This window comes from Deltaproteobacteria bacterium, assembly GCA_022340465.1.
Classification (GTDB): Bacteria; Desulfobacterota; Desulfobacteria; order Desulfobacterales; family B30-G6; genus JAJDNW01.
This window is the reverse complement of sequence record JAJDNW010000044.1, coordinates 13,198-37,126: the sequence shown is the minus strand read 5'-3', so window position 1 is coordinate 37,126 and position 23,929 is coordinate 13,198. Positions and strand designations below refer to the sequence as shown.

22 protein-coding genes, 2 tRNA genes and 1 pseudogene are annotated in these 23,929 nt (G+C 55.6%); 10 read left to right on the top strand and 15 right to left on the bottom strand.

What is annotated here, in order from left to right; genetic code table 11:
* Nucleotides 1–13 precede the first annotated feature (13 nt).
* The 4 genes from LJE94_07610 to LJE94_07595 all read left to right on the top strand — a co-directional run bounded on the left by LJE94_07610 (nt 14) and on the right by LJE94_07595 (nt 3,907).
* Nucleotides 14–1,921, top strand: coding sequence for an AMP-binding protein (locus LJE94_07610; protein ID MCG6909973.1), 1,908 nt, complete (start codon nt 14–16; stop codon nt 1,919–1,921).
* Nucleotides 1,918–3,021 (top strand): branched-chain amino acid ABC transporter permease, encoded by a 1,104-nt coding sequence (locus LJE94_07605; GenBank protein MCG6909972.1) that lies wholly within the window; start codon nt 1,918–1,920, stop codon nt 3,019–3,021. Before LJE94_07610 ends, LJE94_07605 begins: the two co-directional genes overlap by 4 nt.
* A gap of 356 nt (nt 3,022–3,377) precedes the next feature.
* Complete coding sequence (locus tag LJE94_07600) at nt 3,378–3,578, top strand: cold-shock protein (protein MCG6909971.1); 201 nt, start codon at nt 3,378–3,380, stop codon at nt 3,576–3,578.
* 128 nt (nt 3,579–3,706) lie between these two features.
* Nucleotides 3,707–3,907 carry a cold shock domain-containing protein gene (locus LJE94_07595; GenBank protein ID MCG6909970.1) on the top strand — a complete coding sequence of 67 codons (201 nt, stop codon included), beginning with the start codon at nt 3,707–3,709 and terminating at the stop codon, nt 3,905–3,907.
* Between the two features lie 229 nt (nt 3,908–4,136).
* Here LJE94_07595 and LJE94_07590 read toward each other — a convergent pair whose 3' ends face one another.
* From LJE94_07590 to LJE94_07540, 11 genes and pseudogenes are all read right to left on the bottom strand, one after another.
* Nucleotides 4,137–5,258 carry an ABC transporter permease gene (locus tag LJE94_07590; GenBank protein ID MCG6909969.1) on the bottom strand — a complete coding sequence of 374 codons (1,122 nt, stop codon included), beginning with the start codon at nt 5,256–5,258 and terminating at the stop codon, nt 4,137–4,139.
* Nucleotide 5,259: 1 nt separating this feature from the next.
* Nucleotides 5,260–6,393 carry an ABC transporter permease gene (locus LJE94_07585; GenBank protein MCG6909968.1) on the bottom strand — a complete coding sequence of 378 codons (1,134 nt, stop codon included), beginning with the start codon at nt 6,391–6,393 and terminating at the stop codon, nt 5,260–5,262.
* 77 nt (nt 6,394–6,470) lie between these two features.
* Nucleotides 6,471–7,136: pseudogene (locus LJE94_07580) on the bottom strand (ABC transporter ATP-binding protein).
* Nucleotides 7,126–7,929, bottom strand: a complete 804-nt coding sequence (locus tag LJE94_07575; protein ID MCG6909967.1) for an ABC transporter ATP-binding protein — start codon at nt 7,927–7,929, stop codon at nt 7,126–7,128. The pseudogene LJE94_07580 and the gene LJE94_07575 overlap by 11 nt, the downstream one beginning before the upstream one ends.
* The gene (locus LJE94_07570) at nt 7,913–9,079 is read right to left on the bottom strand and encodes an efflux RND transporter periplasmic adaptor subunit (protein ID MCG6909966.1); all 1,167 of its coding nucleotides are present in this window, start codon (nt 9,077–9,079) and stop codon (nt 7,913–7,915) included. Before LJE94_07570 ends, LJE94_07575 begins: the two co-directional genes overlap by 17 nt.
* A 221-nt stretch (nt 9,080–9,300) precedes the next feature.
* Nucleotides 9,301–9,615 carry a type II toxin-antitoxin system RelE/ParE family toxin gene (locus LJE94_07565; GenBank protein ID MCG6909965.1) on the bottom strand — a complete coding sequence of 105 codons (315 nt, stop codon included), beginning with the start codon at nt 9,613–9,615 and terminating at the stop codon, nt 9,301–9,303.
* A 3-nt stretch (nt 9,616–9,618) separates the two neighbouring features.
* Nucleotides 9,619–9,876, bottom strand: coding sequence for a type II toxin-antitoxin system Phd/YefM family antitoxin (locus LJE94_07560; protein ID MCG6909964.1), 258 nt, complete (start codon nt 9,874–9,876; stop codon nt 9,619–9,621).
* 121 nt (nt 9,877–9,997) lie between these two features.
* The gene (locus tag LJE94_07555) at nt 9,998–11,215 is read right to left on the bottom strand and encodes an aspartate kinase (GenBank protein MCG6909963.1); all 1,218 of its coding nucleotides are present in this window, start codon (nt 11,213–11,215) and stop codon (nt 9,998–10,000) included.
* On the bottom strand, nt 11,154–11,549 hold the full coding sequence (locus LJE94_07550; protein MCG6909962.1) for an LssY C-terminal domain-containing protein: 396 nt from the start codon (nt 11,547–11,549) through the stop codon (nt 11,154–11,156). The genes LJE94_07555 and LJE94_07550 overlap by 62 nt, the downstream gene beginning before the upstream one ends.
* Before the next feature lie 410 nt (nt 11,550–11,959).
* Nucleotides 11,960–12,036, bottom strand: a tRNA-Arg gene (locus LJE94_07545).
* A gap of 273 nt (nt 12,037–12,309) precedes the next feature.
* Nucleotides 12,310–12,385, bottom strand: a tRNA-His gene (locus LJE94_07540).
* Nucleotides 12,386–12,644: 259 nt separating this feature from the next.
* On the opposite strand from LJE94_07540, the gene LJE94_07535 reads away from it, so the two are divergent.
* From LJE94_07535 to LJE94_07510, 6 genes are all read left to right on the top strand, one after another.
* Nucleotides 12,645–12,821, top strand: coding sequence for a hypothetical protein (locus tag LJE94_07535; GenBank protein MCG6909961.1), 177 nt, complete (start codon nt 12,645–12,647; stop codon nt 12,819–12,821).
* Nucleotides 12,818–14,731 (top strand): selenocysteine-specific translation elongation factor, encoded by a 1,914-nt coding sequence (gene selB, locus LJE94_07530; GenBank protein ID MCG6909960.1) that lies wholly within the window; start codon nt 12,818–12,820, stop codon nt 14,729–14,731. The genes LJE94_07535 and selB overlap by 4 nt, the downstream gene beginning before the upstream one ends.
* Nucleotides 14,732–14,836: 105 nt before the next feature.
* On the top strand, nt 14,837–16,108 hold the full coding sequence (locus LJE94_07525; GenBank protein MCG6909959.1) for a DUF2333 family protein: 1,272 nt from the start codon (nt 14,837–14,839) through the stop codon (nt 16,106–16,108).
* A 114-nt stretch (nt 16,109–16,222) separates the two neighbouring features.
* Complete coding sequence (locus LJE94_07520) at nt 16,223–16,999, top strand: endonuclease/exonuclease/phosphatase family protein (protein ID MCG6909958.1); 777 nt, start codon at nt 16,223–16,225, stop codon at nt 16,997–16,999.
* A gap of 116 nt (nt 17,000–17,115) precedes the next feature.
* Nucleotides 17,116–18,846, top strand: a complete 1,731-nt coding sequence (locus tag LJE94_07515) for an AAA family ATPase (protein MCG6909957.1) — start codon at nt 17,116–17,118, stop codon at nt 18,844–18,846.
* A 182-nt stretch (nt 18,847–19,028) separates the two neighbouring features.
* Nucleotides 19,029–19,829: a general secretion pathway protein GspB gene (locus LJE94_07510; GenBank protein MCG6909956.1), complete on the top strand. Its 801-nt coding sequence runs from the start codon at nt 19,029–19,031 to the stop codon at nt 19,827–19,829.
* Between the two features lie 402 nt (nt 19,830–20,231).
* Here LJE94_07510 and hemW read toward each other — a convergent pair whose 3' ends face one another.
* Genes hemW through LJE94_07490 form a run of 4 tightly spaced genes read right to left on the bottom strand, consistent with a single transcriptional unit; the run spans nt 20,232 to nt 23,928 of the window.
* Nucleotides 20,232–21,413 carry a radical SAM family heme chaperone HemW gene (hemW, locus tag LJE94_07505; GenBank protein ID MCG6909955.1) on the bottom strand — a complete coding sequence of 394 codons (1,182 nt, stop codon included), beginning with the start codon at nt 21,411–21,413 and terminating at the stop codon, nt 20,232–20,234.
* Between the two features lie 13 nt (nt 21,414–21,426).
* On the bottom strand, nt 21,427–21,969 hold the full coding sequence (locus tag LJE94_07500) for a 2-oxoacid:acceptor oxidoreductase family protein (GenBank protein MCG6909954.1): 543 nt from the start codon (nt 21,967–21,969) through the stop codon (nt 21,427–21,429).
* Between the two features lie 2 nt (nt 21,970–21,971).
* On the bottom strand, nt 21,972–22,775 hold the full coding sequence (locus tag LJE94_07495; protein MCG6909953.1) for a 2-oxoacid:ferredoxin oxidoreductase subunit beta: 804 nt from the start codon (nt 22,773–22,775) through the stop codon (nt 21,972–21,974).
* Between the two features lie 4 nt (nt 22,776–22,779).
* Nucleotides 22,780–23,928 carry a 2-oxoacid:acceptor oxidoreductase subunit alpha gene (locus tag LJE94_07490; protein ID MCG6909952.1) on the bottom strand — a complete coding sequence of 383 codons (1,149 nt, stop codon included), beginning with the start codon at nt 23,926–23,928 and terminating at the stop codon, nt 22,780–22,782.
* Between the last annotated feature and the right edge of the window lies 1 nt (nt 23,929).

Here is a 23,929-nt window from a genome sequence, read left to right as displayed (position 1 = left end):
TGAAGGCAAGGACATGCTCGAAGACAATTTAATCGGTCTGATCGTCAACAATGCCATCGAAAGGCCGCGGGACGTTGCCATGCGGGAAAAACGCTTCGGCATTTGGCGTCCGATGACCTGGCAGGCACTGCATGACAACATCCAGCGCTTCGCTCTGGGGTTGCGGGCGTTGGGATTCGAGAACGGCAACCATTTGATGATCATCGGCGACAACAAACCGGAATGGATCATCGCCGAATTTGCCTGTATGGCTGCCGGCGGCGTTCCCACCGGCGCCTACCCGGACAGCCTTACGGAAGAACTGGAGTACCTGATCGGTTACTCCGATGCCGTTTTTCTGGTGGTGCGGGATCAGGAACAGGCCGACAAAATCCTGTCGATCTGGAAACGGATCGATTCCAAGGTCAAAACGGTCATCGTGTGGGATTCGAGGGGCATGAATCACTATTATGGCGAATACCCTTTCATGCGCCGCTTTGAAGATGTGGTCGCCATGGGGGTCGATGAGGAAACCCGCAAGGTGGACTTTCTGATGAACAGAGCCAAAGAGATCGATCCGTCCGAACCGGCGATGATGCTGACCACGTCCGGAACGACCGCCTTGCCCAAGCTTTCGATCCTCAGCCATGACAACCTCATTTTTGCCTGCGACAGTTTCGGACAGGTTGTGAAAATGGAAAAAGGGGATGAAATCCTTTCGGCCGCCCCCCTTTCCTGGATAGGGGAACAGATGTTCAACGTGACCCGCTTTCTGAAAATTTGCGCCCACTACAACTTTCCCGAAGAAACCGAAACGCTTCGCAAAGACCTTCTGGAACTGCAGCCGTACTATTTTGGAGGAACGCCGGTGGTTTGGGAGTTCCTGATTTCCACCATCCAGGCCGCCATGGACAATGCCGATTTTGCCAAGCGCTATTTCTACAACCTGGCTATCAAAACCGCCATGAAGTGCAGCGAAGCCGACTTGACCGGTGAAGATCCAGGTCTCGGCAGTCGCATGCTGCAGCCCTTTCTCAACTTCTTCGTGCTGCGCCCCCTCAAGAACAAAGTGGGCCTGGGCCGTGTCAAGGTGGCCATAACCGGCGGCGGGGCCATTTCGCCGGAAGTGTTTAAATATTTCAAGGCACTGGGACTCGATCTCCGACAGGTCTTCGGACAGTCGGAGTGCGGCGGTATCGCCACCACCCATCGGGAGGACGATGTCAGGCCGGAAACCGTGGGCGTTCCCGTGCCCGATGTCGAGGTCAAGCTCTCGGATGATGGCGAAATTCTGGTCTGCGGCAGAAACACGCACCTTGGGTATTATAAAAACGAGGATGCCACCCGTGAATGCTACACCGAGGACGGTTTCCTTCGAACTGGTGACGCCGGCTATTTCGGCGAAGACGGGCATCTGTACGTGTTCGATCGGGCCAAGGACATCATGACCATAGACGACGGCACGCGCTTTGCCCCCCAGGATATCGAGACCCGCCTGAAATTCAGCGCCTACATCAATGAAGCCATGGTTTGCGGCGGCGAGCGGCCCTATGTTACCGCCATCGTCAGCATCGACCTGGAAAACGTCGGCAACTGGGCCAAAAAGCGGGGTATTTCCTACACCACCTTTCAGGATCTGTCCCAGCGAAGCGAGGTGTACCAACTTGTTAGGGAAGAGATAAGCCGGATCAATGAGCGCTTCCCCAAGAACATCCGCATCAAGCGGTTTGCCATCCTTCTCAAACAGCTGCACCCCGATGACGGGGAGCTGACCCGGACAAGGAAAGTGAGGCGAAAATTCGTTTCCGAGCGGTACAAGGCACTCATCGAAGACCTGTACCAGTTAAAAAAGGTTCATGCGCTGGACCTCGAGATACACTACGAAGACGGTCGCAAATCGACACTAAAAGGAACGGTAGCCTTAGAGGAGATCCTTTCGTGACCTCATTTTCAAAGATCTACAATAACTATTTCGCTTCGACGGCGGTGTTCAGTTATCGGGAGGACGAAAGGATTTTCCGTACCCGGTTCATGAGGATCTGGTTTGCAGTCTTAATCGTCCTGGTCGCCGCCATGCTGATCGGGTCCCTTTTCGGGGTGGGAGCGAATGAGTACCACTACTTCATCATGAACCTGATACTGATCAACCTCATCGCCGCCCTGGGGTTGCAGCTCCTGGTCGGATTTACGGGCCTGCTTTCCCTCGGGCATGCCGCCTTCATGGGCGTGGGCGCCTATATATCGGCCCTTTTGATTACCAACTGGAACTGTCCGTTCATCCTTTCCATTCTGCTTGCCGGTCTGGGGGCCGCCGTCCTGGGCCTGGTCGTGGGCGTCCCTTCGTTGCGCATCAAGGGCTTTTATCTCATGGTCGCGACGCTGGCTTTTCAGTTCGCCATCGAATACACGATTATCCACTGGGACAGCGTAACCCGCGGCATTCGCGGGATCGAGCTTCCCGTACCCCATGTGTTCGGCCTTTCTCTGAGTAAAAATCAGTCTTACTTCGTCTTGCTTTTTGTGCTGGCGGCTTTTCTCATGTGGGGAGCGAAAAATATGATGCGATCCAAAATCGGCCGTGCCCTAGTGGCCATTCGGGACAATGATGTTTCCGCCGAAATCATCGGCATCCCCATATTCCCCTACAAACTCTTGTCGTTCGCCATCAGCGCTTTTTACGCCGGTATCGCCGGTGCCCTTTTTGCCGGGCTGTTGCGGACCGCCATCCCGGGCGACTACCTTTTTACCCACTCGATCATCTTTCTGGCCATGGTGTTGGTGGGCGGACTGGGAAGGCTCGTCGGCACGATATTCGGCGTGATTTTTATCACGCTGGTGCCTGTCCTGCTGGATCTTCTCGTCAGCTACATCGCCCGCGTCTACGACCCCAATTTCACCATATATTTGGGGCCAATGAAGGAATTCGTCTTCGGCGGCCTCATCATCCTGTTTATCATCCTGGAGCCGGAGGGCCTGGTGGGGGTGTGGATCAGGATCCGGGACTACTTCAAAATCTGGCCGCTGCCTTATATATCGGAGTGATACCTGAACCCCTCAGGCGTTTACGCTGCTGGGGTAATTTGAGCGTTTCAAATAACGCTGCCACGCATCAATGTCAGGTTGCCAACATACCTTTGCGCTGTAATGGGCCAACCCGTCGATTCGATATGTATCTGCATAACCATTCGATTTAATGGACTTTTAGTCATATAAAAAAGATATTTTCAAAATATTCAAACATTTAATTTGCATTTGCCAAAGTGTGTGTTACTATATTGTCATTCAACTCGGCCACACATCGATGTGTGAGGCGATTTTTTTCTGCAGGACAGTCCATACTAAGATGATACATCCTCCAGTTTAAGATTTTGAAAATAATTTGAAAGGAGGATGCTAACATGTCTAACGGAATTGTTAAGTGGTTTAATGCCAGCAAAGGCTTTGGATTCATCGAACAGGAAGACGGTCCGGATGTATTTGTTCATCATTCGGGCATCAATGCTGTCGGTTTCAAAACGCTTGATGAGGGTGATCGCGTTACCTTTGACGTTGAGCAAGGTCCCAAGGGCCCTGCCGCTGCCAACGTAACCGTGGTTTAACCCTCAGGCGCCTTGACTCTGAAGCCCTCAGGCTTTTGCAACGTTGAGGTGAATCATTGGGCATCCCTTCAAAAACAGAGGGGATGCCTTTTTTATTTGGCCGTTAAGTCGAAAACAAAGGGAATTATATGGACGGGTATATAAAATCTTATAGTGAAAAAAAAGGCTATGGGTTTATCGATACCGAACAACATGGCGTTGTTTTTTTTCATAAATCCGGTATCAGCCAATACGGTTATTTCGGGTTGCAAAAGGGTGATGCCGTATCGTTTGAACTCAAGGAAACGCCCAAGGGTAAACAAGCTGTTAAACTACACCCCACCGTTTAAATAGAGTTCCAGGGGCCAAGGATCCGAGGGTTCAAGGGGTCAAGTGGTTGTAAATTAGCCTTTGGCATTCCCCGCAGAAAAAATTTATATGTTTCTTTGTGTCCTTTGTGTCTTTGTGGTTCAATTGCGCTTGCTTTAAGCTTCCGACCCCTCGCAAGCCCCGCAGGATTAAATTATTCTCTGCGATTTCCGTGTCTCGAGCGCAGCGGGCGCTTCAATAGCCCTTGCCCTATTCGATCCGTTTTTGAAAACGGCTGAGGGCCCCGATAAAGACAGCGACGCCCAGCACGGCCAGGCTGAGAAACTGGGGCCAAAGCACGGCAAACCCGGTTCCTTTCAGGAATATACCCCGAATGATAATTAAAAAATGCTTGAGGGGATTCAGAAAGGTCAGCCATTGGACCACCCGCGGCATGTTGGCAATGGGAAACACGAAACCGCTCAGCATAAAAAAAGGCAGGATGAAAAAAAAGTTGGTCATCATGGCCTGCTGCTGGGTTTTGGAGACGGAAGAAATAAACAGTCCGATCCCCAGCGTGCTGAGTAGAAACAGGGCGGTGGCCCCCAACAGCAGAGGGATGCTGCCGACCAGAGGGATTCGAAACCACAATACGGCAAATGCGATCACCATGATCATCTGGGCCTGGGCCACGATGATGAAGGGAATTGTCTTGCCCAGAATCAGTTCGTAGGACTTCAGCGGTGTGACAATCAATTGCTCCATGGTGCCGACCTCCTTTTCGCGCACGATGGCCATCGAGGTCAGCAACAGCGAAAGCAGCATAACCAGAAACGCCACGATTCCGGGAACATAAAAATAGCGGCTGTCCAGGTTGGGATTGTACCAGGTGCGGATACGGGCGTCTATTTCACCGTAGTCCAGACGCAGGGGATAGAGCTCGTGCATCATCTGCGTATTGAAGCGCTCGATCACGGCGCTTATGTAGGATATCCTTACCGCCGCCATATTGCTCATACTGCCGTCCACGAGAATTTGAAGGGGGGCGGTTTTCTTTTTGCGGATGCGGCTGCTGAAGTCCGGCGGGATCCGCAGGGCCATATTCACCTTTCGATCGATGAGGAGCCGCTCCAGTTGCCCCGGGTGCTCGACGAAGTGGGTGATGCGAAAGGTGCGGTTGCCGTCAATGGCCTCGATCAGGCGTCGACTCTCCGAAGTGTGCGATTGGTCCAGCAGCCCCACGCGAATGTCGCGCACATCGGTGGTGACCACGTAACCGAATACGATGAGTTGAATGAGGGGTGCCAGAATCAGCAGCGGCCGGTTTTTGGGGTCCCGCAAGAGTTGAATAAATTCCTTGCGAACCATTTCACGAACCCTGATCCAGTTCATTCTAAAGTCCCTCCTTTTTCAACATGGCGACATTGAGCAGCAGCATCAGGGCGAACATGGCGGTCAGCACGAGGTAGTTCGGCCAGAGTTGAGTAAGACCCAGATTGCGAAGGTAAAGGCCGTTGAGGATGTCGATAAAATAGGTGGCCGGCACAATGTGTGAAATGAGTTTCAAAACAACCGGCATATTTTCCTGGGGAAAGACAAAGTCGGAAAGCAGCAGCGAGGGCAGATAGGTCAGCATGATCGCCATTTGATTGGCCACCAGCTGGGATTTTACACCCGTGGATATCAGCAGGCCGATACCCAAGGCCACGCCGATGTAAACGGTTGAAGCCAGTATCATCAACCAGAAGTTGGACTTCATCACCACACCGAACAGCAACTGCCCCATCAGAATCGCCACCAGCACATCGGTCAGAGCGATAAAAAAGTAGGGGATCGATTTGCCCACCAAAAAATCGACCGCCCCCAACGGCAGCGATCGGATGGTCTCCATGGTGCCGTTTTCATATTCCCTGGCAATAACCAGGGACGTCAGCAGGGCCGCCACGATCATGATGATGACCGCGATGATGCCGGGGATGATGAAATTACGGCTTTCCAGGTCTTCGTTAAACCAGACCCTGATGCGGCCTTCCACGGGCACGTGGATGCGGGTCCGGCCATGGCGGTTTAAAAAGGCCAGCAACTGTTCCTGGTTGGCAGCCGCCGTGTAAGCCGTGATGAAAGCCCGGGTGTTGCCGGCGTAATTGGGGTCGCTGCCGTCGATGACGATCTGCAGCGGACTTTCGCGATCGGCTTTGAGATCGGCACTCCAGCCCGGGGGGATTACGACGCCCACCAGGCCCAGATTGCGGTCGAGATGGTCGATCAGCGCTTCAACGTTCGGCAGGTTGGCCGCGACATCGAAATAGATGGTAGCGTCCAGTTTGCGGATAAATTCCCTGCTTTGGACGGTATGGTCGTGGTCCACCACAAGCATGGGAATATGTTCCACATCCAGACTGAGGGCATAACCGAACAGCAGAACCAAAAGGAGGGGGATAACCAGCGCCAGATAGAGACTGCGAAAGTCTCGGACCAGGTGATAATACTCTTTTCTGGCCACCGCCCGGATGCTGCGAAGGTTCATGGGGTCCCCCGGCCGACCAGTTTGACGAAGGCGTCGCTTAGATCGGCCCCGGTGCGGTCGGGAAACAGCTCTTGCACGATAGCGTCCGGCGAACCGGAGGCCACGATTCGGCCTGCGTTGATGATGACGACCCGGTTGCAGTGGCGGGCTTCATCCATGTAGTGGGTAGTCACGAACACCGTTACCTGCTGCGCGGTCAATTCCTGAATGAAGCTCCAGAAATGCCTGCGCGTAATGGGATCCACGCCGGAGGTAGGCTCGTCCAGAAAAATAATTTTCGGACGATGCAGCAGGGCACAGCCCAGGGCCAGGCGCTGGCGCCATCCCGGCGGCAGGTCCCGGGTCAGCCGGTTTTTGACCGCTTGCAGACGCGTCGTTTGCAGCACCCATTCCATGCGTTCCCGCCACATTCGCACCGGCACATTGTAGATTCCCAGATAGAAGCGGATATTTTCCAAGGGGGTCAGGTCCTGATATAGCGAAAATTTCTGGGACATGTAACCGATGCTCTGTTTGATCTCCTCGGCCTGGGTGAGGATGTCCAGCCCGCCCACATGGCCGGTTCCGCCTGTCGGGGTGATAATTCCGCACAGCATTCGAATGGTGGTCGATTTACCGGCGCCATTGGGGCCCAGCAACCCGAAGATTTCACCGTTGGCCACCTGAAACGAAATGTGATCGACTGCCACGAAATTGTCGAACCGCTTTTCCAGGTTTTGCACACGTACCGCTTCAGACAACAAAATTATCCTCCCTGAGGGATGCGTCAGCCTGCAGTATTCGATGAATAATGGCCTCTTCCATGTCGCCGAACCCCGACTTCAGTTCGGCTGGCGTCGCTTCCTCCAGCAAACGGGAGGCATGCAGCAACAGCAGCCGGTCGCATTTTTCGCCTTCATCCAGGTAGGCGGTTGCGACTAGAATGGTCATGTTTTGACCGCGCATTTCGGACAGAATTTCCCAGAATTCCTGGCGTGACAGCGGGTCGACACCATTGGTAGGCTCATCCAGAATGAGAATCCCGGGCTGATGAATCAGGACACATGCCAGTCCGAGCTTTTGCTTCATTCCGCCGGACAGGTCCCCGGCCCTGCGGTTCAAAAACGGCAGGAGATTTGAAAACCCGAGATAGCGTTCCCGCCGCTTTACCCTTTCACGGCCGTGGATACCGAATATATCCATAAAGAAATTGAGATTCTCGGCTACCGTGAGATCCTGGTAGAGTCCGAAGCGCTGGGGCATGTATCCGATCCGTTTTTTGACGGCATTTCTCTGCCGGACAACATCGAAGCCGTCAATCAGGATCTCGCCGCTGCTGGGTGCCGTCATGGTGGCAATCATGCGCAACAAAGTGGTTTTACCGGCGCCGTCGGAACCGACCAGCCCGACGATCCCGCCCCGCCGGATATCGAAAGAGGTCTCGGAAACCGCAACCAGGCTGCCAAATTGCTTGGTTACCTTGCTGACCTGGATGATCGGCGGTTCACCAATATCCGATGCAGGCGCGCTGTGTTGCTTGTCAGCGAAACCAGGCATCGGCAGGCATTCCTGTTTTGAGTTCCAGTTGTGGATTGGGCAGGGTAATTTTGACCAGAAAGACCAGCTTGACGCGCTCTTCGTGCGTTTGAATGAATTTGGGGGTGAATTCGCCCTCAGGCGAAATGAACGCAACCCATCCATGGTAGGTCTTGTCCGGGAAGGTGTCGATGTTGACGGAGACGTCCTGGCCGGGTTTGACCTTGCCGATTTCGTTTTCCGGAACAAACACTTTCAAATCGACTTCGGACAGATCGGAGATGGAAATGACCTCCTGGCCGGCTGAGACCACCTCGCCGGGTTCGATGTTGCGGCTGACGATCACCCCGTCGAAGGGGGCCCGCAGTTCGGTGTAGCCCAGTTGGATTTCAGCCATGTCCAGCGCCGCCTCCGCAGCTTCGACCGCGGCTCGGGCGGCCTCCACCTCCCATTCCGCCACCTCGATTTTCTTCAGGTTGCTGCGGGCCAGCCTGACGGCGGCTTGAGCCTCTTTGAGACGGGCTGCGGCGGTTTCCACATCTTCGCGACGATAGCCTTCCTTCAACATGGCCAGCTGTTGCCGGGCTTGCCCGTACTCCTTCAGCGCGGTGTCGTATCGAAGCTGAGCGGTGTTCTGGTCTCTCTCGGCGACCACATTTCTGCTGTAAAGCTGATCGTAACGCGTTTTGTTGCGCCGGGCGTCCTCTAAAGCGGCCCGGGCCTCGTCGACAGCCAGCTGGGCGCTTTTAAGCTCCTGGGGTCGATAGCCGCTTTTTGCCTGGTTCAGCTGGGCGGCCAGGGCCTTTTCGCCGGCCTCGGCCCGCTCGACTTCCGCCGGCAGAACCTTTCGGCTTACCTCCAAAGCGGTTTCCACTTGTGCGAGGTTTTTTTGCTGTTGCGCCAGCTTGGATCGGACCTGATTCCTGGCAGCCACAAACTCGTAGGAGAAAAGAACGGCCAGCACATCTCCCTTCTTGACCAGCCGGCCCTCGTCCACCGGAATTTCCTGCACCCGGCCGCCGACCTGAAAGGCGATGTCGGCCTGGGACGCCTCGATGACGCCCGAGTAATAGCGTTCGGCGGTGTGCTCTTGGTATTGCCCCCAGTAGACCAGGATGCCCGCACCGACAAGCAAGACGACAAAAACGATTGGAATCAGCTTGCGTTTCAAACTTTACTCCTTTGTATCACCTATGTTGAGCGGTTCAAATATTAAGAATGATTAATATGAAAAATCAACTGCATTTCGGAAAGATTACGATTTCAACCGAAACCAAAAGGTTTTTAAACCGGATGATTGCAAAAAGGCAAATAGTATCGAAAGGCTATTTTTGCTTTCGTTTGGAAACAGTTGAGAAAATTTAACCTTGAGGGGCACAATTTGGGCACACGTCATCGCGGTGGATGATCTGATTCTTTTTTTATGATTCGGTAGGTTTCTTCGTAAATGGTTCTCCTGGGGCCGATGGCAGCGATGTCGATGATCCATGGAGAAGATCTGCGGTAAATGATCCGAAATCTGCTGATACGATAGCTTTGCATTCCCTCCAATTCATCTTTTAACCATTTACCGGATTCCGGCTCATCCATAATATGTCGCAAACCAGCCCGGATTTTTCTTTTCAACTGAGGGTGACAGCCTCGAATCAGCGTAACGATCTCTTCTGGAGCCCTGAACTTTATTTGAATTCGTTCCTTGGATGGCATCGTCTATTCAAAAAGTTCTTCCAGAGTATATACCTCGGCATTTTTCTTCAGCGCGGAAAGGCCTTTTTTGATCTCGATCATCAAATCAGGATCCGATTGAATCGAAAGGGTTTCTTTCCAGCCGTCGAATTCGTCCGGACTCACCAGCACCGCAGCCGGCCTTCCGTTCTTGGTGATGACAACCTCCGCATCGGTGGACTGAACCCGGTCGATCAGCTCACTGAGTTTCATTTTTGCCTCTGACAGCGATAGCGTCTCCATGATATGACCTCTATTTTAGTTGACCTGAATTATGGTCATATAATTATCACATATGTTTTGTCTGTCAAACGGAATTATTTGGGGCCAGATGCACATGGTGAGGTTTCTTGCCTCCGTTTGTCTATTCGCCATTGTTGGCCACCCAGCGGGTGTGACAAATTACTACACTTTTTTCAATCTGGCTTCTCGGTACCAGCAAGGAAATACGGAACGAGGTTGTCGTAACGCCAAGCACGGGTATATCATTGTTGGCCAGCAAGTCGATCGTTTGCAACAGTGTCAGGTTGTTGCGGTTCAACCCTTCGCCGATCAGCGACAGGGCCGCCAAGTCGGTGTCGAAATCGACCTTTTTTTCCAGTTTTTTCCGTAATACGGATTTGACGTGCTCCCATCCATAGATGTTATTTGTGGAAACGACGAAAGAAGCGGATGATCGCTCTGTGTTAGGGGACATGTTGGCAAGATTGACTTCTTTGATGGGGATCTGTTCGCTTTCAAGGTAATCCAAGGCCGTTTTGAAGCGGGCGTGCGTGCCGGCCCCGTGGAGGTGGACTCGTTGGACCTGTTCTTCGCTAACCACCGCCTGTACACCCACGACAGAGCCTGGGGAAAGACGTCGTATAATGGTTTCACGGCCCTCCGAAAATGCAGCTCGAGCGTATATAGCGATGTTTTTTTCCTTGGCGAACTGCACTGCCGACGCATGCAGCACCTTGGCCCCAGCCGTGCTCATCTCCTGCATGACCGGAAAGGAAACCTCAGGCAAGTGCCGGGCATCGGACGTCACGGAGGGGTCGGCGGAATAGACCCCGTCCACATCCGAATAAATCTCACACCGCTCGGCATTCAAGGCCGCCGCCAGCGCCACGGCCGTTGTATCAGATCCGCCGCGGCCAAGCGTCGTAATGTCCCGCTTATAGCTGACGCCCTGGAAACCGCCGATGATGACAACTTTACCTTTAGCCATTTCATCCTGCACCCGATATGGTCTGACCTCGATGACCTGGGCATCATTGTGGCGGTCATTGGTGATGATGCCAGCCTGGGAGCCGGTCAACGATACGGCATCGAGCCCTTGCTCATGCAACGCCATGCAGAGCATCGCCATGGTAATACGCTCACCGGTGGAAAGCAGCATGTCCATTTCCCGTCGGGGGGGGTTGGCAGACACTTCGCGACTCATAGCCACCAGTTCATCCGTTGTTTTTCCCATTGCCGAAACCACAACGGCGATATCAATATTCCTGCCTTTGAGATCGGCAATTACGTGGGCGATTTTATGCAGCCGCCCCAAATCCGCTACACTGCTGCCACCATATTTCTGAACAATACAGGTCATAGGGACACTCCTTTAATGGATCAGGGGTTTGATTGAAATGGGTTTCATCGAGAGAGGAGCGTTGTGATCCTTTGACAAAACCAACCGCACCGAGTGCCTGGGAGCAGGCGAGATCTCCAACGAGCCCATTGCGCGTTTCATCGACATCCGGATCAATGGCATGGGTTATTAAGGTCCGTCTCGAATAATTGACACCTATGACACGGCTGATCTGTCCAAGCCATATCGGATGTTTCTTGTACCTGTAGGGAGTGAGCCAGAGGCGCATGTGATTGCGTAAATTGATGGAACTTCGTGCTTTTTGAAGACCGAGATCCTGCGAGCTTCCAAACACATAGAGCGCACTGCATGGAGATCATCGTGCCTTTTCGCACACGGAAATAAAATTTTTCGGTGGATGTTATCAACACCAATATTGGAAATCGCACCATACTGATACCATAACCAACGCCTGCCTATCAACACCGAGTATTTTATCGGCCTCAGCCTTCTGCCTTGCTTCCATCAGAAAATACGGGCATATTTCTAAACTGCGGGGCAAATTTATGGGTCAGTAGCTGCCTGGCAAACCATCACAGACGACTGGGGATAGTGCCGGGAGATGGATTGTATGTAGCCGTATCACTAAGAAACACATCGTTTAAAATTTGTATATGTAGGCCTCTAAAGGCGGTTGCGTGGTTACGAAATGGTTACGAAACAAAAAAAGGGGAAACAGCTGAAGCTGTAACCCCTTGAAATAATTGGTACGCCCGGCCCGATTCGAACGGGCGGCCTACGGATTCGAAGTCCGGCGCTCTATCCAGCTGAGCTACGGGCGCACGATATCGGGTTCTGTATAGGTAACAGCCGAACCGGATGGGAAATGATCGAAGATTCCCCGCGTCAAGCGGCATGGAATGTCCTCGCTATCCCGGTTCAACCTGAAGCCTTTCTGATACAGGAATGGGTGGAATATTGCAACCTAAACTCAATTTAGGTGCAAGATGGAAGCACTGCTTTTACAATAGATGTCGAGCCGTGCGCTGCCGCTAGCCAGAAACCGCAAAAGAAACCGCCGGCACCCGGTAAGGTTGCCGGCGGTTTCTTTTATATGGGGTGAGTGATGGGACTTGAACCCACGGCCACTTGGGCCACAACCAAGTGCTCTACCAACTGAGCTACACCCACCATAATACGATTGCATTCAGAAACACAAAAATTAACAGAATGAAATGAACATTTCAAGCAAAATAATACAATCTGCATTTTTAAATTTATTGACCGGCCAGGGCTTCTGCTATACAATTTCCTGATTGACAACGATGGGCACTATTGCATGCGAATGGATGCTGAGATCATGGCACTGCCCTGGATTTATTCATAAAAATATAAAGGGCATACGGTAAAACACCGGTCCGGCAAGCGTTCCCAATGCTGGGTGAAGCGATTGAAGAATTTCAACATAATGGTCATGCGGGTAATTTTGGGGGTGTTTTTTGCCGTCATGCTCACCCGGTTTTTCTACGGAAGTGTCAACCCGGCGTGGGTGGCCGGTCTGGCGGTTTTCCTGATTGGCATGTCCTATGTGACGGAATTCTTTCGAAACCGGAAGCACAATAAATGAAACAGATTATACTCGGAACCGCCGGACACATCGACCACGGTAAAACCAGCCTCATCAAAGCCGTCACCGGCGTCAATACCGACCGGCTGAAAGAGGAACAGGCGCGGGGCATCACCATCGAACTGGGGTTTGCCTCGATCGACCTGCCCGGCGGGTGGCACCTGGGCATTGTCGATGTGCCGGGTCATGAAAAGTTCGTGAAAAACATGGTTGCCGGCGCCACGGGCATCGACATGGTAGCCATGGTCATCGCCGCCGACGAGGGGGTCATGCCGCAGACCCGCGAGCACATGGAGATCTGCACCCTTCTGGGCATCGAACACGGCCTGATCGCTCTGACCAAGACAGATCTCGTGGACGAGGAGTGGATGGAACTGGTCACCGAGGATATCCGGGATTTCGCCAGGGGGACCTTTCTGGAAGACTGCGCCATCGTTCCGCTGTCCTCCGCAACGGGCGAGGGGGTTCGGGAATTCATTGCCGCCCTGGAGGAACTGAGTGCCAAGGTCCCGGACAGACCGTTGACCAACCTGTTCAGACTGCCCGTCGACCGGGTTTTCACCATGAAGGGTTTTGGAACGGTGATCACCGGCTCGCTGGTTTCCGGCAGCATAAAGGTGGGAGACACCGTCACCATTTTTCCTTCCATGACCACCTCCAAGGTGAGGGGCATACAGGTGCACAACGAGAGCGTGGAGCAAGCCGGCCCGGGCATGCGCACGGCCATCAATTTCCAGGGGCTGGAAAAGGCCTCGGTGAACCGCGGCGAGGTGCTTTCCACACCGGGCGCCCTGCGGCCGAGTTACATGGTGGACGTGAGCCTGCATTTCCTAGACAGCAATCGGAAGCCGGCGAAAAACCGGACCAAGGTGCGTTTCCACACGGGGACCAGTGAGGTCTTCGGCTATCTGGTGCTGCTGGACAGAGAGGAACTGAATCCCGGTGAGGACATTGTGGCCCAGATACGGCTGGACACGCCCGTGACGCTGGTCCGGGACGACCGCTTCGTTATCCGGAGCTATTCGCCTGTACGAACCATAGGCGGGGGCAGGGTCCTGAACCCGGTGGCACAGAAGCACAAGCAGTTTCAGGTGGATGTCATCGAGGGCCTGAAAGGGCTTATCGACAGCCCGGCGGAAGCGATCGCCTCTTTTCATGTGAAAGATGCCGGGGTTTCCGGGGTGACGTTTGCGGATCTGGTCATCATGACCAACTTGCCTGAAAAGCGGTTGACGTCCATCACTCAGGCGCTCTCGTCGACCAGGGAGATCATACAGATCGACAAGGAGAGCAGGCTGTTCGTCCACCGGGACGTGTTCGATGCCCTGCAGGAACAGATGGTGGTAAATCTCGACAGGTACCATCGGGCCAATCCCTTGAAAACCGGTATGTCCAAGGGAGAACTGAAATCGAAGTTCCCGGTGAATGCCGCGGACAAGTTGTTCAGCGTGGTGATGAACCAGATGCTGAAGGCCGGCAAGATCGCCCAGGAGGGCGAAGCCGTGCGGCTGGCGAGTCACAAGGTTTCACTGGGCATGGATCAGGCTGACATCAAGAAAAAGGTGTTGGAGATCTACCTGGAAAGCGGGCTCACACCGCCCTATTTCAAGGAGGTCACCAAGACGCTGGGTGTCGATCCGGTCGTCGCCAAGGACGTCCTCATGTTGCTGGTGAACGAAGGCACCATGATCAAGGCCAAGGAGGACCTGTTTTTTCACGGGGAGCCTTATGAGGAGCTCAAAAAGCGCCTCGTGGACTTCCTGAAGGCCAACGGGGAGATTACCACACCCCAGTTCAAAGAGATGACGGGCGCTTCGCGCAAGTATATCATTCCCCTGCTGGAGTATTTCGACGCCAAAAACGTGACCCTCCGGGTGGGGGACAGCCGGAAACTGAGAAAAGGACAGTGAGGGCTTCCTGCGCCGCGGGCGATGCGTTTGCCGAAGCGGTATGGGAAAACAGGTAATTTGGTTTGCATAGGGAGAGGCCTAAACTGAGGAAAGGAATACAAACTCATGGTAGATAAAAAGAGCACTTCCGGCGCCGCAGGTTTTGGTAGATTCGTCATCAAGCACATGCTGCCCGTCCTCGCGGTCGTGGTGGTTGCCCTGGCGGCTCTGTGGGTCGTGATTCAATATTTTGAAGTGCCGGAAGAGGTCTTGCCGGACAAAGCATCGACCGTACGGCAGCATGACGCGCAACCCGCCGGGGATGAGCAGGCGGTCGATGCCCACACCGCCGGTGGGGATGCTGCGGGATCCGGTCACGGTACGCAACCTGCCGGGACACAGGAGGCGGCGCCGGTTGCGACGTCACCCATGCAGCCGCAGGTTGCCGTCACCCACGCGGCTGCTGAGTCCCATGAATCAGCGACAAGCCGAAAGGTATCGGTTTCCGGAGGGCATGCGCCCGCGGCTGCTGGCGAGCCGGCCCGCAAACCGGCGGGGGAAACGGCGGCGACCGGCCACGGCGGCGCGGCACAGAAGGATGCGGACGAAGCCGGCGGACACGGCGGAGCGCCGGCGAAAACATACCCGGTGGCGGGAATGGCTTTCGTGGATGCCGTGATTCAACCCATGGATTACGAACTGAACCAACGGCGTTACGGTTGGCGGCCCAATGACATTGTCGAGTGGACGGACAACGTGAACAATTTTCAGTTGGGCGTTCTCGAGGTGACCCGGAGAACGTCGCGCATTCTGGCCGAACGCATTTCGCGGACAGGCAGCACGGCCCGCTTCGACCCCAATCTGGAAAATGCCATGAACTGGTTCATGATCAAGGCCGACCGGTACTGGTTCCCGTCGGCCGAATCCAAATACCAGGACGGTTTGAAGGAGTTGCGCCACTACTATGACAAGCTGGCGCAGGGCGAGGCGGAGTTCTACACGCGCACGGACAACCTGATTCCCCTTTTGGAAGCCTATGAGGACCTTTTGGGGAGCTGTGACGAGAACCTGGTCAAGAGGCATGAACCCGACGGAAGCGAGGTCGGCTTTTTCGCGGCCGACGACTATTTCTTTTATGCCAAGGGGGTGGCCAGCGCTCTGTACACCATATTGCAGGCCATCGAGGCCGACTTCAACATCATGGTCAGCCGGGAAGGAGGGCTGGAGGTACTGCAAAACGCCATCGAGTCGTGCCACCACGCCATCGAAATCGATCCCTGGATTATCCTGAACAGCGATTACAGCAGTATTTTCGCTAACCACAGAAGCAATATGGCCGCACCCATCAGCCACGCACGGTTTTACCTGGGGGTGCTGATCAAGGCTCTCTCCACCTAAACGATTCGCCCGGTCTTTTTAAAAAGACCGGGCGAATCGTTTAATGAATGCGGCTTCCGTCTTCGCTCTTCGAGCTACGCCGGACAAGCCGCCGCGGTCAAAAGAACAGGAAAGTTGAAGTTTTTACTGTACAATATAAGGTATGCCGCGGGGATCGGCAGGTTTTTTCACCTGCCGGTGCCCTACAGTGGCTATTTAAAGCACACGGATGGCAACCTCAAGAAGATCATCGATTTCATCGTGTCCGTCAACCCGGACATCATGGGCCTGATCGAAGTGGATGCCGGTTCGTTTCGTGCCAGCAAAAGCAACCAGGCCGAGTCCATTGCCTGGGAGCTTCAGCACAACCATATCTACCGGTCCAAGTATGCGGCGACCTCCGTCGCTCAACGGGTGCCGGTGCTCAACAAGCAGGGCAATGCCATCATCACCAACCAGGAGATCGTCTCCCGGCGGTTTCACTACTTCCGCGAAGGGGTCAAGCGTCTGGTGATAGAGCTGGAGCTTGCAGAGTGCGTCGTCTTTCTGGTGCACCTGTCCATCAAGTTCCGGCACCGCCAATACCAGCTCGAGACGCTGCATAAAATAGTGAGAAAGCGGAACAAGCCGGTCATCGTGGCCGGTGACTTCAACGTTTTGTGGGGTGATCGTGAACTGCAGCTTTTTCTGGCCGCGACCGGGTTGAAAAATGCCAACAGCAACGGGGAGCCGTCGCACCCCAGCCGTGCCCCCCGCAGGCAGCTGGACTACATTTTCCACAGCCGCGACATTCACATCGTCTCGTTCGAGATTCCCCAGGTGAAATTTTCCGATCACGTGCCGCTCATCTGCGAGTTTGAAATCAGCGCGAAGAGAGCGACGGCTTCCGGCGGCGCCCAGCCCCGTCCATAGGCAGGGGACGGCGCCTCCCGTCCGGGCGGGTGCCGATGGGGTATCGCCCCGGGCACACCTGCAGGCATGGCGGCAGGATCATCCGGACGGCCTCCGAAGCGTAAGGGAGAAACGATATGTACAGCGGTTTTTTCGGCTTCAAAGAACGGCCTTTCAAGCTGCTTCCGGATCCGACCTACCTGTTCTTGAGCAAAAGCTATGAAGAAGCCCTGGCGCATCTGGAATATGCCGCGGCGCACGGGGACGGATTCGTGGAAATCACCGGTGAAGTCGGCACGGGCAAAACAACCCTGTGCCGGGTTTTCCTGGACCGCTTGACCGACGATACCGAAGCCGCCTATATATTCAATCCCAGGCTCGATGAAGTTCAACTGCTCAAAGCCATCAACGATGAGCTGCACATTACCGCATCCGCGAACGACGCCAAGGCGCTGGTCGATGCCCTGAATGCCTACCTCATGCAGATGAAGGCGGACGGCAGGAAGGTGATATTGATCATCGACGAAGCCCAGAATCTGAGCGTCGAGGTTCTCGAACAGCTGAGGCTTTTGTCGAACCTCGAAACGACGCGCAGCAAGCTCATTCAGATCATTCTGGTGGGGCAGCCCGAACTGGCGGAAATGCTGGATTCTCATGAACTGAGGCAACTCGGTCAACGGGTGACCCTGAGCTGCCATCTGGCGCCGCTCAGCTTTAAAGAGACCTGTGCCTACATCGGGCACCGCCTGCAAATCGCCCTCACCAAACCGGCGCACCTTTTTTCGAAATCCGCCCTGAAGGAGATTTTCAAACACGCCAACGGCATCCCCCGTCTGATCAATATCATCTGTGACCGGTCGCTGCTGATCGCTTTCAGCCGGAACCAAAAGCGGGTGTCGGGCAGCATGGTGCGCATGGCGATCCGCGAATTGTGGAGCCGCGGCGACCATCGGAAACGGTTTCCCCTGAAACGCAGAACCGTAACCATGGGATTGATTGCCGCCGCTGCGGTGGTGGCCGTGTTGCTGCTGCCGGGGATCGTGCACCGGGAGATCGGGTGGGCGCCGCTCGGGGCCCTGTCGCGACCGGCGCCGGATCCCGGGAAGGAACCGGCCGTCGTCCTTTCACCGGCGGCGCCGGAGCCGGTGGAACCCGCACCAAAGACACCCGCACCCGAGAAGCGGGCGGAGCCGGTGGCGCTCAAGACGTATATCGAACAGGTCGATGCGGCGGAAACGCGCTACAGCGCCATGTCGAATCTGCTCTCCCTGTGGTCGGTCGAAGGGCGGATACAACCCTATCTGTTGAGCATCGCAGACGACGACGCCTTTTTCAACCTGGTGGCGAAGCAGCACGGGCTGGAAATAGAGGCGATCGACGGCGATCCGGACCTGGTCAGGAGACTGAATCTGCCGGCAATTTTCAGGTTCGAGTCTTCCGGCGGCAAATTGCCCGTATACCTGGCGCTGGAAAAGATTCAGGCGCATCAGGCTGTTTTCCGGGCGCAGGGAGCGGATGCCGGCGTCGCGGTTCCCTATGAGGCCCTGGTGGCTCAATTCAAGGGGCGGGCCCTGATTGCGTGGAAGAATCACCTGGGCTTCGAAGGCACGCTGCCCTTCAGTTACCCCAAGGGGGCCGTGATTATGCTCAAGATGATGCTGCGCGATATCGGATACGAAGACGTGGCCTTGACACCGGTATATGACCTTTCGACCCGGGCGATCATCAAGGAGATCCAGCGACGGCACGGTCTCAAAGCAGACGGGTTTGTGGGGCCGTTGACCAAGATCGCGCTTTACAACGAAAAGGAGGACTACCCGGCGCCGCGGCTGGTGGTCTATGAGCCGCTTTTAAGGGAAGCATCGTGATAAATGATCTTTATCTTTTTGGGTGTATGCGGGTTAGGTCATTTGATATTTGGATTTGTTTAGAATTTGGATATTGGGATTTAGAATTTTCTTGCTTCAGCGGTATTGAAACAACACCCTTCCAGGGTGAAACCAGTGCCGGGTCCTACGGACCCGGGTATCTACTGTAAGGATGACGGCATTTGAGCTCGATTCTCGATTCACTGAAGAAACTGGAAAGGGAAACCTCGCGGCAGGGGCCCCTGCCAACACGGGTTCACGCCGGCGGAGGCGTTTCGATTCCAAAATACGTCCTGGCCGTCATCGGGGGGATTTGCCTGGGCTTCGGGGCCATCGGGCTGGTGGTGTATTACCGGGCCGCACCGGCGAAAACCCCCGGCCCGCAGCCTGTGGGCACCGCTTCCGAACAAAGGCCCGTGCCGACAACAGGTGACCGGAAAACGGCGCAGACCGCCCGCCGGGACAATCCCGCGGAATCCATTCCGCCCTCGGCAAGCGGACGCCCGGCGGCAGGTCCCGCAGGCATATCCACAGCGGAAGCCGCGGGGAACGACCCCGTCGCAAAACGGACACTATCGGAGGAAACCGCTGCCGGGCGTGATGTCGAAACCGAAACGGCGGCGGTGGTAAATAAACCGCCGGAAGAAAAGCGGCCCATGGCCATGGTTGCCCGGGAACTTGCACCGCCGCCGGCCGTTGCGGAAAAAGGGGCGGCCGATTTCCAGGATGCAGCGCCCGAAAAGAAGCCTTCGCAGGAGGAACCCGTGCCGATGGACCGGCTCGAAGGCGTCGCTATGAAGGTACAGGCCATATCCTGGAGTGAAACTCCGGGAAAACGTCTGGCGGTCGTCAACAGCCAGGTGCTGCGGGAGGGGGACGATATCGAGGGGTACGCAGTCAGCCGCATCAACCCGGACGATATCGTGCTGCAGCGGGGCGGCAAGGCCTACCGGCTCGATTTCCGCTCGGCCGGAGGGCCTTGAACCGTGCGTGAGAAGTGAAACGTACACCTTGAACCGTGAAAAGTGAGACGTGAGACGTATGGCCCAGGGCATAAGGCGCAAGGCGATCTCAAGCAAAGATTTGATCAGCATAAAAAAGGGAAGGTGGACGCAACCAACAATAGAAGACCTTTCGTGGTAGAATGTATCTACAAAGGCGGATCAAATCTTATTTAACGGGGTGAACGTTTTTTGTTTGCCCAGTGAAATCTGACGTTTCTTTAGTTTCACCGGGGTGGTTAGATTGCCCTTGCTTCAGGCTTCCGACCCTGATCTCCGATCTCCGATCTCTGACCTCTGATCTCTGGCCTCTGATCTCTGGATCTTTTGGTTTTTCACATAGGAGCGACGTAGTCGCGTTTCATAAAATCGTGGTACACGATTTTATTGGCCGACAAACAGGGCGGCGATCCCGTCCAGAAAACGCAGGCCCTTTGGTGTGAGCGCACAGCGTGCGCCTGTCAACGCAATCATCCCCTGTTCCGTCAGATCATCGACAATCTTACCGTAAAGGTCGTGAAAATCCAGTCCAAAGGTTTGCTCCAGGAAGGGCACGTCGATGCCTTCGACCGTTCGCAGCGACAGGTACAAGGTTTCCGTGAGGCGCTGCTCACGGGTCAGGGTTTCGCTTGCTTCGACGGGTGGTTCGCCGTTCCTGAGGCGGGCGATGTAGTCCTTAAGATCGGTGACGTTCCAACGCCTGCAAGGGGGGGTGAACGAATGGGCCGAGGGGCCCAGGCCGATGTAGGGTGCTCCCGACCAGTATTTCATGTTGTGCCGCGAACGCCGGGAAACCCGACTCCCGGGTTGATGCGGCGCCGGCATCCGCTTGGCAAAATTGGAAACTTCGTACTGCTCGTAGCCGTGTCTATCCAGAAACGCCTGGGTGGCCGCGAAAAGATCGCCGACCATGTTCTCGTCGAGGGGATCGACTTCCCCCCTCGCTTTGCGGTGCCACAGGGGCGTTCCCTCTTCGTAGGTCAGGGTGTAGCAGGAGAGGTGCTCGGGGGTAAAAGCGGCGGCCCGCTCGAGGTCTTTTTGCCAGGCTTCCGGGGTCTGTGCCGGGATGCCGTAGATCAGGTCGACGCCCAGATTGGCGAAGCCCGCCCGGCGCGCTGCGGTTATGGCTGCGGCAGCTTCGTCCGCCGTGTGGATCCTGCCCAGGAAACGCAGCGTGTCTGCGGAAAAGGATTGGACGCCGATGTTAATGCGGTTGATGCCGATCTGCCGGTACGCGCGCAGGTGGGAGAGGTTGGCCGTACCGGGATTGACTTCGATGGTGATTTCGACGTCATCCCGGAAGTTGAAATGATAGCGAGCCCTTTCGACCAGGTGGCCGATTTGGTCGGGGGGCAGAACAGAGGGCGTTCCGCCGCCCAAATAGAGGGTGTCGAAAACCAGGGGCGGTTCCCCCACCAAAAGCTGCATCTCGTGCACGACAGCTTCCACGAAGACATCCACGTCCGAAAGGTCGGTTACCGAATAGAAGTCGCAGTAGGTGCACTTTTTCACGCAGAAAGGAACGTGGATGTAGAGGCCGGCATCTGCAGTAGTGGCTGCATTCATCGATTCGGACCGCTTACCGGTATTCCTCGCCCAGTTGCATACCGAGTTCCAGGGCATCCCGGTTCAGGTCCAGAAAGCCCGCCGGTATGCGGGTTTCGAGAACCTTCATGATCGATTCAGGCTTGATCAGCTCGGTAATGGAAAGCAGCGTGCCCAGCATGCAGATGTTAAAAACGATCGGTTTGCCGATCTTTTCCATGACCGACTCATACATGGGTATCTCTTTCTGGCGGGCGTCTGCCTTGTGCCGCGTCTTGACGTACCGCCTGTCCGTGATCAGAATTCCCCCCGGGCGCACGATGGCGTAGAATTTGTTGTAGGCTTCCTGGGTCAGGCACACCAGGATGTTGGGCTGAATGACCTTGGGGTAGTTGATGGGTTCGTCGGCGATGATGATGTCGCTGCGGGTGGCACCGCCCCGGGCTTCCGGTCCGTATGCCTGGGACTGGACCGCCATGAGGCCTTCATGAAGCACGGCGGCTTCGGCGAGCACGATGGCCGCGGTGATGACCCCTTGTCCTCCGGATCCTGAAAACACCAGTCTGCATCGTTCCATGATCAGCTTCCCTCCATGGCGTGGGCGATGATTTTATCGTATTCCTCGCAGTACTCGGGGATGTTCTTCTGGACGAAGATGCCGCGTTCGATCAAGGCGTCGTTTTCCTTTTTGGCCTTGGAGCCGATGGAGGTGGTGTTGTCTTTGAACCACTCCATCATTTCCGCCGCATCGCCCATTTTGTTCTTGCGGCCGAAGTAGGTCGGGCACTGGGTCAGCACCTCGACCACCGAAAACCCTTCGTGCAGGATGGCTTTGCGGATGATGTCGGACAGCTGTTGCACGTGGTAGGTGGTGGAGCGTGCCACGAAGGAGGCCCCGGCCGCGGTGGCCAGCTGAGCGACGTCGAACCCGTGGTCGATGTTGCCCAGGGGGGCCGTGGTGGCTTTGGTGCCGTAGCCGGACAGGGGCGAAAACTGGCCGCCGGTCATGCCGTAAACACGGTTGTTCATGACGATGGCGGTAATGTCGATATTGCGCCGGGCGGCGTGGATGAAATGGTTGCCGCCGATGGCCAGGGCGTCGCCGTCGCCCATGGGAACGATGACGTTGAGCTCGGGCAGCCCCAGCTTGACTCCGGTGGCAAAGGCCAGCGCCCGACCGTGAATGGTGTGCAGGGTGTGAAAATCCACATAGCCGGAAATGCGCGACGAACAGCCGATGCCGGACACCATGACGATTTCGTTTTTACTGAAACCCAGTTTTTCGACGGCGTGCAGCATGCTGTTCATGACGATGCCGTGTCCGCAGCCCGGGCACCACATATGCGGAAAGAATCTTTCCCGGATGTAATCTTTGATGGCCATAACGTTACGCCCCTTTTCCCATGATGATCCTGAGGATGTTTCTGATGTCGGTGGGGGTGATGAAGACCCCGTCGACCCGGTTGGCCAGGAACACGCGTTCGGGATTTCTGACAGCCCTTTTCACGGCCCGCAGTATCTGGCCGGCGTTCATCTCCACCACCAGGATGTACTTGGCGCTTTTGCACTTTTCTTTGATCAACTGGTAGGGGAAGGGCCACAGGGTTTGGAGTTCCAGAAGCCCCAGGCGTTCACCCCTGGGGCGCCTGGATTCGACCACGTGCAGCGCTGACCTGGCAGACGACCCGTAGGAGATCAGGACACACTCGGCGTCTTCCAGGTAGTACTCTTTGAACATGGCGATCTGGTTGACGTGGTTTCTGATTTTGTCCACCAGATGCCGGTGGAGGCCCTGCACAATTTCCGGCTTGGTGGTGGGGAACCCCCACATGTCGTGATACAGGCCGGTCACGTTGTAGCGGTGGACGCTGCCGAAATCGGACATGGGCAGGCGGCCGTCCTCCCGGGGCAGGTAAGGGTGGTAATCCACCCCCTCCTTCACGGAGGTCCGCAGCCTGTCCACCAGGGGAATCGCTCCGGGTTCGGGGATAACGAGCTTTTCACGCATGTGGCCGACCACCTCGTCGAACAGGAGCACCACCGGCGTCCTGTAGGTTTCGGCCAGGTTGAAGGCCTGCACGGTGACGGCGAACACGTCCTGGTGGTTGGAGGCTGTGAGCGCAATGATGGCGTGGTCGCCGTGGGTTCCCCAGCGGGCCTGCATGACGTCGCCCTGGGCCACGCTGGTGGGCAGGCCGGTCGAAGGGCCGCCGCGCTGCACGTTGACGATGATGCAGGGGATTTCCGTCATGATGGCGTAGCCCAGGGCCTCCTGTTTGAGGGAGAACCCGGGCCCGCTGGTGGCGGTCATCACCTTTTTTCCGGTCAGCGAAGCGCCGATGATGGCGCACATGGAGGCGATTTCGTCCTCCATCTGGACAAACTTGCCCCCCTTTCGGGGAAGCCGGCTGGACAGATGCTCGGCTATTTCGGTGGAGGGGGTGATGGGGTAGCCGGCGAAAAAGTCCAGTCCGGCGTAGAGCGCACCCTCCACGCACGCCTCGTTGCCCTGAATGAATCTGATGTTTTTATCCATG